Raw genomic sequence first — 15698 nt, forward strand, 5'->3', positions numbered from 1 at the left:
AAGGTGAATAGGGGATTCGTATGACCGGCGGCACGCCCTGGAGCGTTAAGGGTATCGATTCGAAGGCGAGAGAAGTCGCCAAGGACTTGGCGCGCCGGTCGGGCATGACCCTCGGCGAGTGGTTAAATCACACCATTCTGCAAGGCGAGGACGTCGAGGCGGTGATTCGCCGCGAGCGTCAGAAGGCCCAGAGCGCCGGGAGATCGGCCAACCGTGAGCGCCGTCCGGTCGAGCCCGTTTACGACGAAGACGACCTGTACGCCGAGGACGATTACGCTCCGCGCGCCGCCCGACCGGCACCGCGCTCAGAGCCCCGGTATGATTCCCGCGCGTCCCGTCCCGCGCCCTATTCGCTGGCCGCGCAACGCGACGCGCGCCGTCCGGTGTCCGAGGCCTATTACGACGAGCCGTGGCCGGCGCGTGAATCGGCGGAACTGGGCCGCGTGACGCGCGTTCTGGAAAGCCTCGGCACGCGTATCGAATCCTCCGAAACGCGCTCGGCCTCGGCGGTGCGCGGCGTGTCTCAGGCCGTCGAAGCCTTGCTCAACCGTCTGGAACGCTCCGAATCCGCCATCGCCGAAACCCTGGCCGAGAGCGAAGGTCGTCTGGAGGAGCGTCTGGGCGAACGTTTCAGTGGCCAGACGCGCCATGTCCTCGATACGGTCAGTTCGGCTTCGGAACGCCTGTCGCAGGCCGAGGACGAACAGGCGGCGCTGGCCGAGCGACTCTATAATGCCGAACGCGTGGTCGATGCTCAGGCCGAGCGTCTGGAAGGCCTGTCGGGCCACCTGCGCGAGGAGCGCGAGCGCGTGGCGCGGCTTGAGGCCGAGTTGAAGGCCTCGCCGGTGAAGGATACGGTCGAGGCCGTCGAAGGCGCGCTCGGCAAGCTGGCCAACCAGCTTTACGAGAACGACGCCCGGGCGCGCGATACGGTCAAGGATATTCGCGGCGATATGGTCAACCTGTCGCACCGTTTGGCCCAGATGGAAATGAAGGACCACGACGCGGCGGCGCAACAGATGGTCGATCGTGTCGTCTCGCAGCTGTCCAAGCGCCTTGAGGCCGCCGAGGCCCAGACCGCCACGGCGATCCGCACGCTGGAACAGGCCTTTGCCTCGCTCGATGCCCGCCTGCTGCGCTCCGAAGAGCGCGGCGACGTCACCGATCCGGAAAGCGTCCATTCCCTCACGCGACTGACCGCCGACCTGACGCGCCGCGTCGAGGAGTCGCGCTACGATGTCATGCGCGCGCTGGAAACCGCCACGCGCCAGAATCTCGATCAGACGGTGTCGCTGCTCAATACGCGACTGGGCGAGGCTGAGGCCCGCTCGGCGCGCGCCATCGAGACCCTGGGTCAGGATGTGCTGAAAATTGCCGATAACCTCAATCGCAGGATGACGGGCGTGGTGCAGTCGAGTGAGGATGCGGCCGAGCGCGCCTCGGCCGAGGTACGCCGTTTGAGCGAGACTCTGGACGAGCGTTTTGAAACGGCCGATCAATCCCATGCCCGCGCTTTGGAGCGCCTGAGCGGTGAAATCGCGCGTATCTCCGAACGCCTGACGCAGAAGGTCGCCGAGACCGAGCGTCGTACCACACAGGTACTGCAGGGCGTTGGCGAAGAGCTCGACACCCGTCATCAGCGCGTCAATTCGGACATCGCCGATCGCATCCGTCAAAGCGAGGAGCGTACGCAGAAGCTGCTCGACGAAGCGCGCAGCAAGATCGATTCGCGTATCGGTCAGGTCCAGACTCAGACCCTGCTGCAGGAGGCCGCGCGCCCGTCCCTGCGCAAGGCCGTGGCCGAGGACATGCCCAATCCTTTTGAGGGAAGTGCGTTTGCGCCCGCAACCACAGAATTGCAGCAAAAGCCGTTCGCAGCCTTCGAGCACGGCTTCGACGAAGCCGTGGACGCGCCTGCACCCGTCGTGACGCCCGAACCCGTGGCCAGACCTGCGGCGAAAGCGCCGGTCGCCGAAGACGACGATATTGACCTGACCGGCCGCCTCCTGAGCTCGGCGCTCGATTTCGGCGACGATCCGTTCGCGGAAACGCCGGCGCCCGAAACGCGCAAAACGGCTGAGCCCGATGCGTTCAATGCCGGTCACAAGCCCGATATCGATCCGTTCGGCGATGACGACGACTTCGACGGCGGGGCGGCCGAACTGGCCATGCAAGCGCCGCTGACGCCCCGTCCGGCATCGCGCAACGACGCCCTGAACGATCCGTTTGCCGATCTGGCGGACGATCTTGACCCGTTTGCCGATGTCGATGCGTCGCGCAAGGTGTCGCCCGCTCCGAAGGCCTCGACAAACGATGTGTTCGACGCGCCGTTCGATGAACCGGCGGACCGTCCGGCCTACGAAGACGGCGGCGTGTCCATGTCGACCCGTGATGCGCTGGCCGCGGCCCGCGCCGCCGTGCGCGCCTCGGTCGAAGGCACGGGCACCGACAAGAAGCCGCTGGGCGGGCTCAAGCTCGGCCTGTCGCGCACCAAGGATACCAAGCCGGCAAAAGAAAAGCCGTCCAAGGAAAAGGGCAAGACCCTGCTCAACGCCTTTAAGGCATCCTCGGTCGCCGTCGTGCTGACGGCAGGGGTGGTGGGCGGCTATATGCTGGTCCGTGATGGCGGTGCCGAAAAGCCCGCTACGGCGGCGCCGGTGCTCGCCACGGCGGTTGCCACGGCACCGACCGCGCAGGACCTGACGCGGATGAAGGCCATGTACGAGGCGGCGTCGATCGCTCTCAAGGCCAATGATCCGAAGGGCGTCGAAGCCCTGCGTACCGTGGCGGACATGGGCTATCCGCAGGCGCAGTTCGACCTCAGCGTGCTGTACGACAAGGGGACCGAAGGCCTGATCGCCGCCGACAAGGCGCAGGCGCGCCGCTGGGTCGAGCGCGCGGCTCAGGGCGGTATCCCCGAGGCCATGTATAATCTCGGGCGCATGTACTATAACGGCGAAGGCGGGCCTCAGGACCTGCCCGGGGCGATGTTCTGGCTGCGCAAGGCGGCCGAACGCGGCGAGGCTGAAAGCCAGTACGGCCTCGGCATCATGTACATGCAGGGCATCGGCGCGCCGATGAACCTGACCGAAGCCTATAAGTGGCTGTCGATTGCCGCCGCGGGCGGGGACGGTGAATCGGCGGAAACCCTCAAAGGGCTGCGCGGCCAGATGAGCCCGGAGCAGATCGCCAGCGCCGAAACCCAGGCCAAGGCGTTTAAACCCATCGGCCAGAGCGCCCCGACCTCCGTTGCGGCGAAATAACGAGCTATTACACTTGCTTCGATACACGCCCGTATGACATCGTGCATACGGGCGTTTCGTTAAGCGATAGGCTAAAAAGTGTAGCTAAATTCTTCTTTGGCGTTTTTAGCTACAATATCGCGCCCCTCCAAGACTGAAAGGTTCGCGTGGAAATCTACCTCCCCATCGCCGAAATGTCGGTGAATGTCTGGCTGATGGCCGGGCTGGGGGTGGTGGTCGGATTCCTCTCCGGCCTGTTCGGGGTGGGCGGCGGCTTCCTTATGGCACCGGTGCTGGTGGCGCTCGGTATTCCGCCGTCGATCGCCGTAGCGTCTCAGGCCGGGCACGTGCTGGCGACCTCGACCTCATCGGTTCTCAGCTATGGCCGCGAGGCCAATGTCGATATGCGCATGGGCACGCTGATGGCCGGCGGCGGTATCCTGGGCGCCATTGCCGGGGTCGAAATATTCCGTATCCTGCGCCTGCTCGGTCAGGCCGACCTGATGGTGGCGCTGCTCTATCTGCTGCTGCTGGGGACCATCGGCGGGCTGATGCTCAATGAGAGCCTGCGCGCCCTGTTCCGCACGCGTCAGGGCCTGCCGCCGGAACGGCCCAAAAGCAAACGCCCGGTCTGGCTCTATTCCCTGCCGTACAAGATGCGCTTTCCGCGTTCAGGGCTCTATATTTCGGTCATACCTCCGCTGGCCATCGGGTTTACGGTCGGCATTCTGGCGGCCCTGATGGGGGTCGGCGGCGGTTTTCTCATCGTTCCGGCGATGATCTACATACTGCGTATGAAGGCTTCGGTCGTGGTGGGCACCAGCCTGTATCAGATCGTCATCACGACCCTGGTCACCATGATCCTTCAGGCCGTGCGCAACCACACGGTGGACGGTGTTCTGGCCTTTATCCTGCTCATCGGCGGGGTGGTGGGCGGGCAACTGGGCATCCGCGCCGCGACGCGGTTTCGCGCCGAGCAGTTGCGCGTCATTCTGGCGGTAATTATCCTGATGGCGGGCCTGCAGATGGGCTTTACGCTCTTTGTCCCGCCGGAAGACCCGTTCATCCTCGCGCCGACGAACGGGTAGGGGGGATCATGGTCGCCGCATCCCTGCCCCCGGATATTAAACAGGCCGAAACACCCGCGCCCTATGTCGAAAACCTGCCGGTCGCACCGACGATTGCCCCCGATAGCCTGTCGACCGACCTGACGCAAAGCCGCATCGAGGTGTCGTCCTCGTTTCAGGGGGCCAAGGTCATCCTCTATGGCGCAGTGTTCCAGCCGAAGGATCAGCCGTCCGACGTGGTGGTGGTCATTCGCGGGCCCAAGGCCTCGATGCGCCTGATCCGCAAGACGCAACACGCCGGGGTGTGGCTCAATTCGCGCCCGGTCGTGTTCGAGGGCGCGCCGGGCTATTACATGGCGGCCTCGTCGCAGCCGCTCGACCGCATCACCGACTTTTCGCACCGGCGCTTGCTGGGGCTGGGCCTCGACTATATCGCCATGGACACCTCGCGCGAAAACAAGGTGGTGACGCGCTATGGCGTCAAGGATGTGGTGGTCAACGGGCTTGAGGCCGACTATCTCGACTGGCGCCGGGCGGTCATCAGACTGAAATCGAAGGCCGGGCTCTATGCGGACAATCCGCTGGGGGTGCGGTTTGTCGATCAGAACCTATTCCGCGCCGAGGTGACCCTGCCGTCGGAAGCGCCGATCGGCGACTACACCGCCGAGGTCTGGCTGTTTCGCAACGGTCAGCCGGTAGGCTATTCCGAAAAGACTATGACGGTGGAAAAGGTCGGCTTCGAACGGTTCATTTTCAATTCCGCCCATCGTCACGCGTGGCTCTACGGTCTGGCCTGCGTCGCCATGAGCATGGGTATGGGCGCACTGGCGTCGCGACTGTTCAGACGGGGGTAAGCAAATCTTATACCTCCCCGACAAGTCAGGGAGGTATAAGACGTTCGACACGTTTCGCGCGCACAATGCAGTCGTTGTGGGGGCTTTTGTTTGTCGCCCATAACCGTTACATTGCCCGCGTGAACGATTTCCCCGACATCGAGGTCCCGACCGCCGTCCCTGTGCCGGACGCGTCTCTGCGTCAGTTCCTGCCGCAGCAGGGGTTTGCGCTGTTGCCCTCGCACGCGGCCTTGAGCGACGGTCACATCGCGCGCCGGGTCGGGGTGCCTGAAGCGCGTGAGGCGTGGGGCCGGGAAGGGCTGCTGGTCGCCAATGCGCCTCTGATCCGCCAGCGCCTGTTCAATGGCCGCAATCACCGCGAAGCCAAGCATTTCGACCTTCTGGAGCTGTTCGCCTTTGTGCGTCCGGCGAAGTTCTGCGCGCCGTCGGTAGCCGGGGTTGCTCTGGCTGTCGGCTTCACCGAACCCGAAGGGGCCGAGGCGCAGTCGGCCATGGTTGTGCAGGTGGCGCTGGCGCTCGGCCGCGAACTGGCCGAAGCGCCGCTGGCGTTCCGTTTGATGGCGAAGGCATCGCTCGCCTATATGCAACAGCAGAACTGGGTCTGGAGCCCGTTCGTCGAGGCGGCGTTAAATGAAAAGCCCGTGCCGGAAGGCTATGTCGCGCCGCCCGCCCTGGAGGTGTGGTCGCTGCTCGAAGAGTGGGAGGATCAGGCCCCCGCCGGAGATGCGCGTCAGGTCAGTCTGAGCGACGACGAGATTACCGGCGGTCTGGGGGCGAATCTCAAACGCGCGGGGCTGGCCGAACTGCGCCCCGAACAGCAGTTGTTCGCGCTCAGGGCCAAAGAAATCTTCGCGCCGAAATGGGCGTCGGAACAACCGAACATGCTGCTGCTGGAAGCCGGGACCGGCACCGGCAAGACGCTCGGCTACCTCTCGCCGGCGCAGGTCTGGGCCGAAAAGGCGCAGGGTCGCGTGTGGATTTCGACCTATACCAAGGCCCTGCAAAAGCAGATTTATCATGATACGCGCGCCCTGTTCGATACCGAGGCCGAGCGTGAGGCCAAGGTCTCGATCCGCAAGGGGCGCGAGAACTATCTGTGCTTGTTGAATTTTCAGGAACGCCTCGCGCCGTTGACGCAAGGCCCCGGTGAGGCGATTGTCGCGGCGCTGGTGGCGCGCTGGATCGTCTATAGCCGCGACGGCGATATCGTCGGCGGCGATTTTCCGACCTGGCTGCCGTCGCTATTGCCGCCGCAGTCGGCCGCCGCCATATTCGGCGCGCTCAACCCGGCGAACCTTGTCGACCGGCGCGGCGAGTGCATCTACAGCGCCTGCGCCCACTACCGGACCTGCTTCGTCGAAAAGTCGATCCGCAAGTCGAAATCGGCGCAGATCATCATCGCCAACCATGCGCTGGTCATGGCGCAGGCGGCCTACGACCTGCGTGAAGCGACGAAAGCCGCCGACGGCCAACCGACCGTCGAGCCCGAATCGCCGGGTCTGTCGCGGCTGGTTTTCGACGAAGGCCACCACGTGTTCGAAGCCGCCGACGGGGCGTTTTCTAGCGAACTGTCGGGCTTCGAAGCGGCCGAATTGCGCCGCTGGATTCGCGGCAACGAAGGGCGTGGGCGGCGCTCGCGCGGGCTGGAGCAGCGGCTGGGCGACCTGCTGGCGACACGCGAAGCCGCGCAGGAAGCCTTGAAAAATCTGATCCGCGCCGCCGCCGCCTTGCCCGCCGAGGGCTGGTCGCAACGCCTGACCACGCGGACGCAGTCGGGCGAGATGATGCAGCCGGTCGGCCCCATCGAGGCGCTTTTGGCAGCCGCCCTGAAACAGATCGAAGTGCGCGGCGCGGAGAGCGCCGCCAAATCCCGATTCAAACCCGACGCCGAAAACGGCGAATGCGAAGCCCATCCGTGCCTGCCCGAAGTGGCCGAGGCGGCGTCACTGGCGGCCAAGGCCCTGCAATCCATCGAAGCGCCGTTGCTGGCGCTGGTCCGAGCCATGGAAGACATCCTGACCGGTGAGGACGACCTCGATCTGGCCGAGCGGACGCGCCTCGACGGGGCCCTGCGCGGGTTGGAGCGACGGGCGCGCATGACCCTGCCGGCGTGGCGCAGCCTGTTGCAGCAACTGGCCTATGCGGAAGGTGACGATCCAACCGCACCCAGCCCGTTTGTCGACTGGTTCGCCACCGTGGCGCACAACGGGCGGCTGGTCGATGTCGGCCTGCATCGTCACTTTGTCGATCCTTCGGTACCGCTGGCCGACTACGTGCTGAAACCGGCGCACGGGGTGCTGATGGCCTCGGCGACCCTGTCGGATTCGTCGCAGGAAGAGCCGTTCGCTCTGGCGCGGCAACGGACCGGGGCGGCGCATCTGGTCATGGGGGCCAAATCTCTGCGCATCGCGTCGCCGTTCGATTACGAAGCGCAGGCCCGACTGTTCGTCGTCACCGACGTGCCGCGCGACGATCCGCGCGTCGTGGCAGGCGCGATGAAGGCTTTGTTCCTTGCGTCCAAAGGCGGGGCGCTCGGCCTGTTTACCGCCATCCGCCGCCTGAAAGCGGTCTATGAGCAACTGTATCGGCCTCTGGGTGAGGCGGGGATTTCGCTTTATGCCCAACACGTCGATCCGCTGGACGTGTCGGACCTGATCAGCGTGTTTCGCTCCGAACAGCATTCGTGTCTGTTGGGCACCGATGCCGTGCGCGACGGCATCGACGTGCCGGGTCAGGCCCTGCGGCTGATCGCCTTCGACCGCATTCCGTGGCCGCGCCCAGACGCCCTGCACAAGGCGCGGCGGGCGCATTTCGGGGCCAAGCTGTACGACGACGCGCTGGTCCGTGCCAAGCTGGCTCAGGCCTTCGGGCGACTAATCCGCAAGGCTGACGACCGGGGCGTGTTCGTCATGCTCGATTCGGCGGCGCCCACGCGGTTGTTCGCGTCCCTGCCCGAGGGCGTGGTGGTGCAGCGCTGCACGCTGGCCGAGGCGATTGTGGCGATCGAGGGGTTTTTATAATTCCCCTCTCCCCGCATGCGGGGAGAGGGGGTGGCATTGACCCGATGTCGGCTAAGCCCTAAGAGTGCGGCGATCTTTCCAGAGTGCCCTTCCATGATGCTGAAAAATCCGTCGGCCAAGTACCGTCCCTTCGTCTTCCCGCACGACATGTCCGACCGGACCTGGCCGTCGAAAACGCTCGACAAGGCCCCGCGCTGGCTGTCGACCGATCTGCGCGACGGCAATCAGGCGCTGGCCGATCCGATGGACATCGAAAAGAAGATGCGCTTCTGGAAGCAGTTGATGATCGTCGGCCTCAAGGAGGTCGAGGTCGGCTTCCCCTCGGCGTCGCAGATCGAGTTCGACTTTGTGCGCAAGCTGATCGAGGAAGACCACATCCCGGACGACGTGACGATTCAGGTGCTGGTACAGTCGCGCGAAGACCTGATCAAGCGCACCTTCGAGTCGCTGAAAGGTGCCAAGCGCGCCTGTGTGCACCTCTATAACGCCACATCGCCGCTGTTCCGCCGCGTGGTGTTCGGTCTGGAGCAGGCTGACGTGATCGGCCTCGCCGTCAAGGGTGCGACGTGGATCAAGGAAGAAGCTGCGAAACAACCCGACACCGAATGGTCGTTCGAATATTCGCCGGAAACCTTTTCGGCCACCGAGCCGGAATTCGCCGTCGAGGTGTGCGAGCGCGTGATGGACGTGTGGGACGCCTCGCCGGATAAGCCGGTCATCCTCAACCTGCCGGCCACCGTCGAGGTGTCGTCGCCCAACATCTATGCCGACCAGATCGAGTGGTTCTGCCGCAAGCTGACGCGGCGTTCGTCCGCCATCGTCTCGCTGCACCCGCATAACGACCGCGGCACGGGCATCGCGGCCGCGGAGCTGGGTGTGCTGGCCGGGGCCGACCGCATCGAAGGCTGCCTGTTCGGCAATGGCGAGCGCACCGGCAATGTCGATCTGGTGACGCTGGCGCTCAATCTCTATACGCAGGGCGTCGATCCGGAGCTGGATTTTTCCGACATCCGCGCCGTGGTCAACACCGTCGTCCACTGCAACAATATCCCCGTCCATCCGCGCCATCCCTATGCGGGTGAGCTGGTCTTCACGGCCTTTTCCGGCTCGCATCAGGACGCGATCAAGAAAGGCTTCGCCGCCCACGAACAGCGCAATGACGGCGTGTGGGAAATGCCCTACCTGCCGATCGACCCGGCGGATCTCGGCGAAAGCTACGAGGCGGTCATCCGCGTCAATTCGCAATCGGGCAAGGGCGGCATCGCCTGGATACTGGAGCAGGACAAGGGGCTGAAACTGCCGCGCCGGTTGCAGGTCGATTTTTCGCACAAGGTGCAGGACATCGCCGACAAGACCGGCAAGGAAATGCAGGCCGCCGACATCTGGCACGCCTTCGAGGACGCCTATTTCCTCAAAGGCACCACGACCTACGAACTGGTCGAATATACCGATTCCGGCGCGCGTCGGTCGGGCGTCGATCGTCTGTTTGCGGGCCGCGTGACGCATGACGGCGTCGAGACCCCGATTAACGGGCGCGGCAACGGCCTGATGGCCGCCGCCGTCGATGCGCTGAACGCCGCCTACGGACTGGGTCTTGAGGTGCTTGATTTCCACGAACACGCCCTGAGCCGTGGCACGGACGCCAGGGCCGTGGCCTATGTCGAATGCCGCACGAAGGACGACCGCAAGGTCTTCGGCGTCGGCATGGACGTCGATAGCGCGACCGCGTCGGTCAAGGCGTTGCTTTCTGCTGCAAATGCGTTGTAGGCTACCATAAACCCCCTCTCCCCGAGGGAGAGGGCTGGGGTGAGGGGGGACTGCTGGTTACGAGCGCGGTTTTACCATTTCCCCCTCACCCGGCCTATCGGCCACCCTCTCCCTCAGGGAGAGGGGATGAACGGAGTTCCTATGACTGAAGCGTCCGTTTCCAAACCCAAAAAGAAACCCTCGCGCTGGGGGCTGTTCGGGCCGATCCTGATCTTTCTGGTGCTTTTGGCCGGGTGGACCGGCTACTGGTTCTACGTCGCCAGCCAGCTTGAAAACCGCATCGCCCTGACGCGTCAGAACCTGATCGATGCGGGATATCACGTCGGCTATTCGCCGCTGCACGTACAGGGCTACCCCTTCCGCATGTTTATCGCGCTCGACAAGTTCGAGGCCATCGCGCCCACTGGCAAAGGCTTTGCCGCGCCGCGCCTCGAAGCCGAGGCTTCGGCCTTCGTGCTGGATAAGTGGGTGTTCGTGGCCACAGAGGGGTTAACCTATTATCGCGGTCGTCGCGAAACGCCGGATCTGGGGGCCATCGATCTGGGCGAGGTCAAGATCACCGGCGATGCCCTGCGGGCTAGCGTTTCCGGCTGGACCCAGCCGATCCAGACTATCGCCGTCGAAGGCCTGAACCCCATCTTTACGGTCTCGAAGGCCGAGTACCCCTTTCTGCTGCAAAGCGCCCAGCGCTTCGAGGCCTATCTGCGTCCGAATGCCGCCGCCGTGGATAATGCCGATTTCCTGTGGCGTGTGACCGGTGCCAAGGGCCATCCCGAAAGCCTGATCGGGCGGATGGGGCCGAACAAGACCTTCGACCTGCACCTTGAAGGCACGGTGGGTCAGGCGGCGAAGTTCAAAGACGGTCGGCTGACGGCGTGGCGCGACGGCGGCGGCGTAATGACCGGCGTCAAGGCCTCGCTGCACATCGGCGATCTGGAAATCTTCGGCCAGAGCGACGCCATGCGCGTCGACCCCAATCTGGCGCTGCAAGGGCCGCTCAATGTCGAGATCAAGGGCTCCGGCGATCCGGTGACCTTCCTGTTGGGGGCCGGGCTGATCGCGCCGGAATACGAGCCCCTGGCGCGGCCTTTTGTGGGCACGACCATGACGGCGGACAAACCGGTGAAACTCAAATTCGACTTCCGCGACGGCGGCACCTATGTCGGGCCGTTGAAGGTATCGGACGCCCCGGTCGTGCGTTGAGTCAGAGGGCGCTTAACGCACCTGCGAATAAATTTGCAGTGGCTCTATTGTAAAGCGCTCGATTTTGGACTGTAATCATCAAAGATACACATTCGTTTCCTGTGAAACGAATGTGTGGCCTGTGTATAATTTGCAATAAAGGCGTGTCCATCAGAAGAGACGCCAATAAAAGACCGGTTTTAGTCGTGCAGACGGCTTAGACACGAGGTTCGGAGAACGGTGTGGCCATGACGGCACGTGCGCAAACCAAGGCGAAGCCCCAGACAAGTATCGAGGTAAAAGCGGAAACCCTGCAATCGCTGCGGCTGAAAATCGATGCGCTCGATACCGATTTGCTGCGCCTGATCGACGAACGCTCGGCCCTGGCGCGCGACATCGCTGCCGCCAAGATCCGCGAAGGCGTGGCCGGTCAGTCCGTTTCCCTGCTGCGCCCCGACCGTGAAGCCCTGCTGCTGCGCAAGCTGACCGACGCCCCGCGCAAGGCCGCTTCGGACGCCGCCGTCATTGCCATCTGGCGCGAGCTGATCTCGGAATCGCTGCGTATTCAGGGTGAAGATCAGGGTGGTCTTCACCTTAATTTTTGGGCGGGCGACAAACCGGCGGAGATTTTCCAGTGGGGGCGCGAACGCTTCGGGGCCGCCCCGACGCAAGGCCCGCTGGCCGAGCCGCTGCATGTGATTGCGGCGGCGCGCGACCCGCAGAATATCGGTATCATCAGCCTTGAGACGCGCGCCGGAGCGTGGTGGGCGCGGTTGCTGGCCGAACCCGCCGTGCGCGTGATCTGCGCCCTGCCGGAACGCAATCCCGACCGCCCCAAGGCCTTTGCCATCGCCGCGCTGACCCCTGAACCGACGGGCGACGACGTGTCCTACTGGGTGACCGACAGCCGTCTGAGCGAATCCGCCCTGATCGAGGAACTGGGCCATCGCGGTCTGGCGGCGGAGTGGCTGTACAATGTCGGCGGCATGAAGCTGTTTGCTCTGTCGGGCTTCGTACAGGCGCATGACGGCCGCCTCGACCCGGCGTCGGGCAAGGTGTTGGGCGGTTTGTCTGGCATTATCGGCACGTCTGCGCGAATTTAGGCCGAAAAACAGCATGTCTATGCGCTGAAAATCCTCTATATCGCCGGGGTACTTTGTAATTATGCCGGAACCGATCATGGACAGCTTCGCGCCGCCTTCCAAACAACCCGAACCGAAACAGGGCATCTGGGGCATCGCCGCCTATGTCGGCGGCAAGTCGAAGATCGACGGCGTGGCCGAACCGGTCAAGCTGTCGTCGAACGAAAACGCCTTCGGGTGTTCGCCCAAGGCCGCGGCGGCGTTCACCGAGGCCTCGGCCAAGCTATTCCGTTATCCCGACGGTCACGCCGGCCCGCTGCGCGCAGCGGTCGCCGCCTATCACGGGCTTGAGGCCGAACGTCTGGTGTTCGGTAACGGCTCCGACGAGGTGTTCGGCCTGCTGAACCAGACCTGGCTGGAGGTTGGCGACAATATCGTCACCGGTGAACACGGCTTCCTCGCCTATCGTATCAGCGCCGAAGCCTGTCAGGCCGAGGTGCGTCTGGCCGCCGAACCCGAACAGCGCGTCGAGATCGACCGTTTGCTGGACCTCGTCGATGCGAAGACCAAGATCGTCTATCTGTCGAATCCTGCCAATCCGACGGGGACATGGAACACGCCGGACGAGATCGCCGATCTGCGTCGTCGCTTAGACCCGGCGATCCTGCTGGTCATCGACGAAGCCTATGCCGAATTCGCCGACGTGCCGAGCTATGAAAGCGCCTTTGGCTTAGCGCGCAGCCACGACAATATGATTGTCACGCGCACCTTCTCGAAGATCCACGGTCTGGCCGGTCTGCGGGTCGGCTTCGGCTATTGCCCGGTGCGCGTGATCGAGGCGATGGAACGCATCCGCATGCCGTTCAACGTCAACCTGCCGGCGCAATATGCGGCGGTGGCGGCCCTGTCGGATCAGGCGCACATCGATGCCTCGAAGGATCAGGTCGTCGAGTGGCGTCCGCGCTTTTATCAGGCGGTGCGGGCCTTGGGTTACCGCATCGATCAGAGCCTCGGCAACTTCGTCCTGATCTACTTCAAGGATGAGGCACAGGCCGCCCGCGCCAACGAGCACCTGATGCAGAAGGGCTTCATCATCCGTCATGTGGCTAACTATGGTCTGCCGCAGGCTTTGCGCGTGACCATCGGCAAGGACCATGAGAACGAAGGTTTCCTCGCCGCGCTGAGTGAGTTTGCGGGTTAATTCCTTCTAATACCTCCCTGCACTTGTGCGGGGAGGGGGACCGCACGAACCACGGAGTGGTGAGATGTGGTGGTGGGGTGTTTTACCGGATACTTCGTGCCTGTTGACGTTCCGCAAGCCACCCCGCCCGTCATCGCTGGCGAAAGCTATACTTTCGCTGCGCTATACCCCGCCAGCGGGGAGGTATAGGTTAAGGCCTGCCAAATTCCCTGCGACAACAAAACGCTTTTGAGGGTTTTGCGGCGTCTGATATATACACGGTTTGACCTTCTGACCCGCAAAAGTCCCCTATGCCCGATCAAACCGCGCCCGCCCCCGCAAAAGAACGTCTTGTCTTCGGTCAGGGCTTCCTGAAGGACGCCTGGTGGTTCGCGGCCCTGTCCGGCGACCTGAAACCCGGCAAGCTTCAGCGCTATGAAATCCTCGGTGAGCCGGTGCTTCTGGGTCGCGATACGAACGGCGATGTCTATGCCATGCGCGACATCTGTCCGCACCGCGCCGCGCCGCTGTCTGCCGGGCAGATGATCCCCGATCCGGTTACCGGAAAACCCATCGTACAGTGCCCCTATCACGGCTGGACCTTTGGGACGAATGGCGGCTGTACGGCGGTGCCGTCACTGACTGCCGATCAGCCGATGGATGTCGAGCGCATCAGGGTGCGGTCCTACGCCGTGCGCGAGCAGCAGGGCATGGTCTGGGTCTATATTACCGCTGATCCGCGCCGCCCGACCGAGCCTGATCACGAACCGCCGGTGCTGCCCGGTGTCGTCGGCGGTAACCCGATTATCGTCGAGACCATGGATTTCGACAGCCATATCGACCACGCCATCGTCGGCCTGATGGACCCGGCGCACGGCCCTTACGTTCACCAACAATGGTGGTGGCGCTCGGCCAAGAAACAGTTATCGAAGGTCAAGGCGTTCGAGCCGCGTGAGCACGGCTTTGCCATGATCCGCCACGCGCCGTCGAAAAACTCCCGCGCCTATCGCATCCTCGGTGGCGCACCGGCGACCGAAATCACCTTCCGTCTGCCGGGCATCCGCTACGAGCATATCCAGATCGGCGAGCGTCAGGTGCTGGCCCTGACCTGCCTGACGCCGATCACGCCGACGAAAACCCGCATCACGCAGATCTTCTGGTCCGACCACAGCCTGTTCCGCGCCATCGCGCCGCTGTTCCGGCTGGGGGTCAAGGCCTTCCTCAAGCAGGACGGCGACATGGTCAATCTGCAAAACGAGGGGCTGAAATACGACCCGTCGCTGCTGTGGATCGACGACGCCGATACCCAGGCCAAGTGGTATCAGCAACTCAAGAAAGAATGGTTCGCCCACCGCGCCGAACAGCGCGACTTCGTCAATCCGGTCAAGCCGGCGACGCTGAAGTGGACCAGTTAGAGCACCTCTAAAAAAGACAACAAAAAAGCCGCCGAAGTCCCCTCGGCGGCTTTTTTGTTGGTTATTTCGAACAGTAGTTTACGCGGCCTTGAGGCCCGACACGATCAGCGACACCTGAAAACGCAGACGAGCCGTCGTCGAGGCGAAGGTCTGGCCCTCGCGATAGGCGCGGCGGATGTTCGAGAAGATCAGATCTTCCAGAATTTCGGCCCCGTGGGCGACGTCGGCCGCGACCGGCAGTTCCTTTTCCGCCTGGGCGTGGCGCAGGGTTTCCAGCACCACCTGACGGACCAGATCGGTCAGGCGGGCGATTTCGGCCTGAGCCGGCTGGGTCGCTTCACCGGTCGCGTTGCCGCTCCAGTTCATGACGAAGGCCGACAGGATCAGTTTCACGTTTTCCTCGGCGGCGGCGTAGGCCGTCATCACCTGATGGTGCAGGCGGTCATCCAGCGGACGCGAGGTGTCGTGCGCGTCGATCATGGCGGTCATGACGCGGGCGGTTTCTTCCTCGACGACCTTGACGAAGATTTCGTTCTTGTCGGCGAAGTTGGCGAAGACGGCGCCGGTCGACAAACCAGCTTCCTTCGCGATATCGCGCAGGGTGGCGGCTTCGAATCCGCGATCGCGGAACAGGGCCTTGGCCGAGGCGAGGATCTTGAGGCGGTTGAGTTCCTTCGATCGGGCCCTGGCCCCTAACGGCAAGCTGGCTTCTTCCTGCACGAGTTTCTCTTTCAGTTCATACGCCTGATACATGGTCATTTACACACGATAAGCTAAGGGGATGATGCGGGTCAGCCCGATGACGCCCCCTGCGCCTTTAAATGGGGAGGGGCGCAGGTAATTCAATGGGTTGCGTGACTTAAAGCCTAAGGGCTCGGTGGCGGCAACC

10 protein-coding genes are annotated in these 15698 nt (G+C 63.6%); 9 read left to right on the forward strand and 1 reads right to left on the reverse strand.

The features are described from left to right. Positions 1-20: 20 nt before the first annotated feature. The 9 genes from PQU92_RS05975 to PQU92_RS06015 all read left to right on the forward strand — a co-directional run bounded on the left by PQU92_RS05975 (position 21) and on the right by PQU92_RS06015 (position 14809). Positions 21-3263 carry an SEL1-like repeat protein gene (locus tag PQU92_RS05975; protein ID WP_272747294.1) on the forward strand — a complete coding sequence of 1081 codons (3243 nt, stop codon included), beginning with the start codon at positions 21-23 and terminating at the stop codon, positions 3261-3263. 146 nt (positions 3264-3409) lie between these two features. Then, entirely contained in the window at positions 3410-4330 is a 921-nt protein-coding gene (locus PQU92_RS05980) for a sulfite exporter TauE/SafE family protein (RefSeq protein ID WP_272747295.1), read from the forward strand. An 8-nt stretch (positions 4331-4338) separates the two neighbouring features. Beyond that, positions 4339-5163: a TIGR02186 family protein gene (locus PQU92_RS05985; RefSeq protein WP_272747296.1), complete on the forward strand. Its 825-nt coding sequence runs from the start codon at positions 4339-4341 to the stop codon at positions 5161-5163. 65 nt (positions 5164-5228) lie between these two features. Continuing rightward, a complete protein-coding gene (locus tag PQU92_RS05990; protein ID WP_272747297.1) occupies positions 5229-8183 on the forward strand; it encodes an ATP-dependent DNA helicase in 2955 nt (984 codons plus the stop codon). Between the two features lie 93 nt (positions 8184-8276). Next, positions 8277-9950: a 2-isopropylmalate synthase gene (gene leuA / locus PQU92_RS05995; protein WP_272747298.1), complete on the forward strand. Its 1674-nt coding sequence runs from the start codon at positions 8277-8279 to the stop codon at positions 9948-9950. Positions 9951-10091: 141 nt separating this feature from the next. Then, the gene (locus tag PQU92_RS06000; RefSeq protein WP_272747299.1) at positions 10092-11153 is read left to right on the forward strand and encodes a DUF2125 domain-containing protein; all 1062 of its coding nucleotides are present in this window, start codon (positions 10092-10094) and stop codon (positions 11151-11153) included. A 227-nt stretch (positions 11154-11380) separates the two neighbouring features. Next, entirely contained in the window at positions 11381-12235 is an 855-nt protein-coding gene (locus PQU92_RS06005; protein ID WP_272747300.1) for a chorismate mutase, read from the forward strand. 61 nt (positions 12236-12296) lie between these two features. Then, positions 12297-13415, forward strand: a complete 1119-nt coding sequence (gene hisC / locus PQU92_RS06010) for a histidinol-phosphate transaminase (RefSeq protein WP_272747301.1) — start codon at positions 12297-12299, stop codon at positions 13413-13415. A 290-nt stretch (positions 13416-13705) separates the two neighbouring features. Continuing rightward, the gene (locus PQU92_RS06015) at positions 13706-14809 is read left to right on the forward strand and encodes a Rieske 2Fe-2S domain-containing protein (protein WP_272747302.1); all 1104 of its coding nucleotides are present in this window, start codon (positions 13706-13708) and stop codon (positions 14807-14809) included. 78 nt (positions 14810-14887) lie between these two features. Here PQU92_RS06015 and PQU92_RS06020 read toward each other — a convergent pair whose 3' ends face one another. Next, positions 14888-15568, reverse strand: coding sequence for a TetR/AcrR family transcriptional regulator (locus PQU92_RS06020; protein ID WP_272747303.1), 681 nt, complete (start codon positions 15566-15568; stop codon positions 14888-14890). Positions 15569-15698: the final 130 nt, after the last annotated feature.

The sequence above is a fragment of the Asticcacaulis aquaticus genome, from assembly GCF_028550415.1.
Taxonomy (GTDB): domain Bacteria; phylum Pseudomonadota; class Alphaproteobacteria; order Caulobacterales; family Caulobacteraceae; genus Asticcacaulis; species Asticcacaulis aquaticus.

What these genes read in the sequence shown, in the direction of transcription:
- hisC (WP_272747301.1), top strand. Translation starts at nt 12,297, where the DNA reads ATGCCGGAACCGATCATGGACAGCTTCGCGCCGCCTTCCAAACAACCC.
- PQU92_RS06020 (WP_272747303.1), bottom strand. Translation starts at nt 15,568, where the DNA reads ATGACCATGTATCAGGCGTATGAACTGAAAGAGAAACTCGTGCAGGAA.
- PQU92_RS05990 (WP_272747297.1), top strand. Translation starts at nt 5,229, where the DNA reads ATGCAGTCGTTGTGGGGGCTTTTGTTTGTCGCCCATAACCGTTACATT.
- PQU92_RS06005 (WP_272747300.1), top strand. Translation starts at nt 11,381, where the DNA reads ATGACGGCACGTGCGCAAACCAAGGCGAAGCCCCAGACAAGTATCGAG.
- PQU92_RS05985 (WP_272747296.1), top strand. Translation starts at nt 4,339, where the DNA reads ATGGTCGCCGCATCCCTGCCCCCGGATATTAAACAGGCCGAAACACCC.
- PQU92_RS05975 (WP_272747294.1), top strand. Translation starts at nt 21, where the DNA reads ATGACCGGCGGCACGCCCTGGAGCGTTAAGGGTATCGATTCGAAGGCG.
- PQU92_RS06015 (WP_272747302.1), top strand. Translation starts at nt 13,706, where the DNA reads ATGCCCGATCAAACCGCGCCCGCCCCCGCAAAAGAACGTCTTGTCTTC.
- PQU92_RS06000 (WP_272747299.1), top strand. Translation starts at nt 10,092, where the DNA reads ATGACTGAAGCGTCCGTTTCCAAACCCAAAAAGAAACCCTCGCGCTGG.
- leuA (WP_272747298.1), top strand. Translation starts at nt 8,277, where the DNA reads ATGATGCTGAAAAATCCGTCGGCCAAGTACCGTCCCTTCGTCTTCCCG.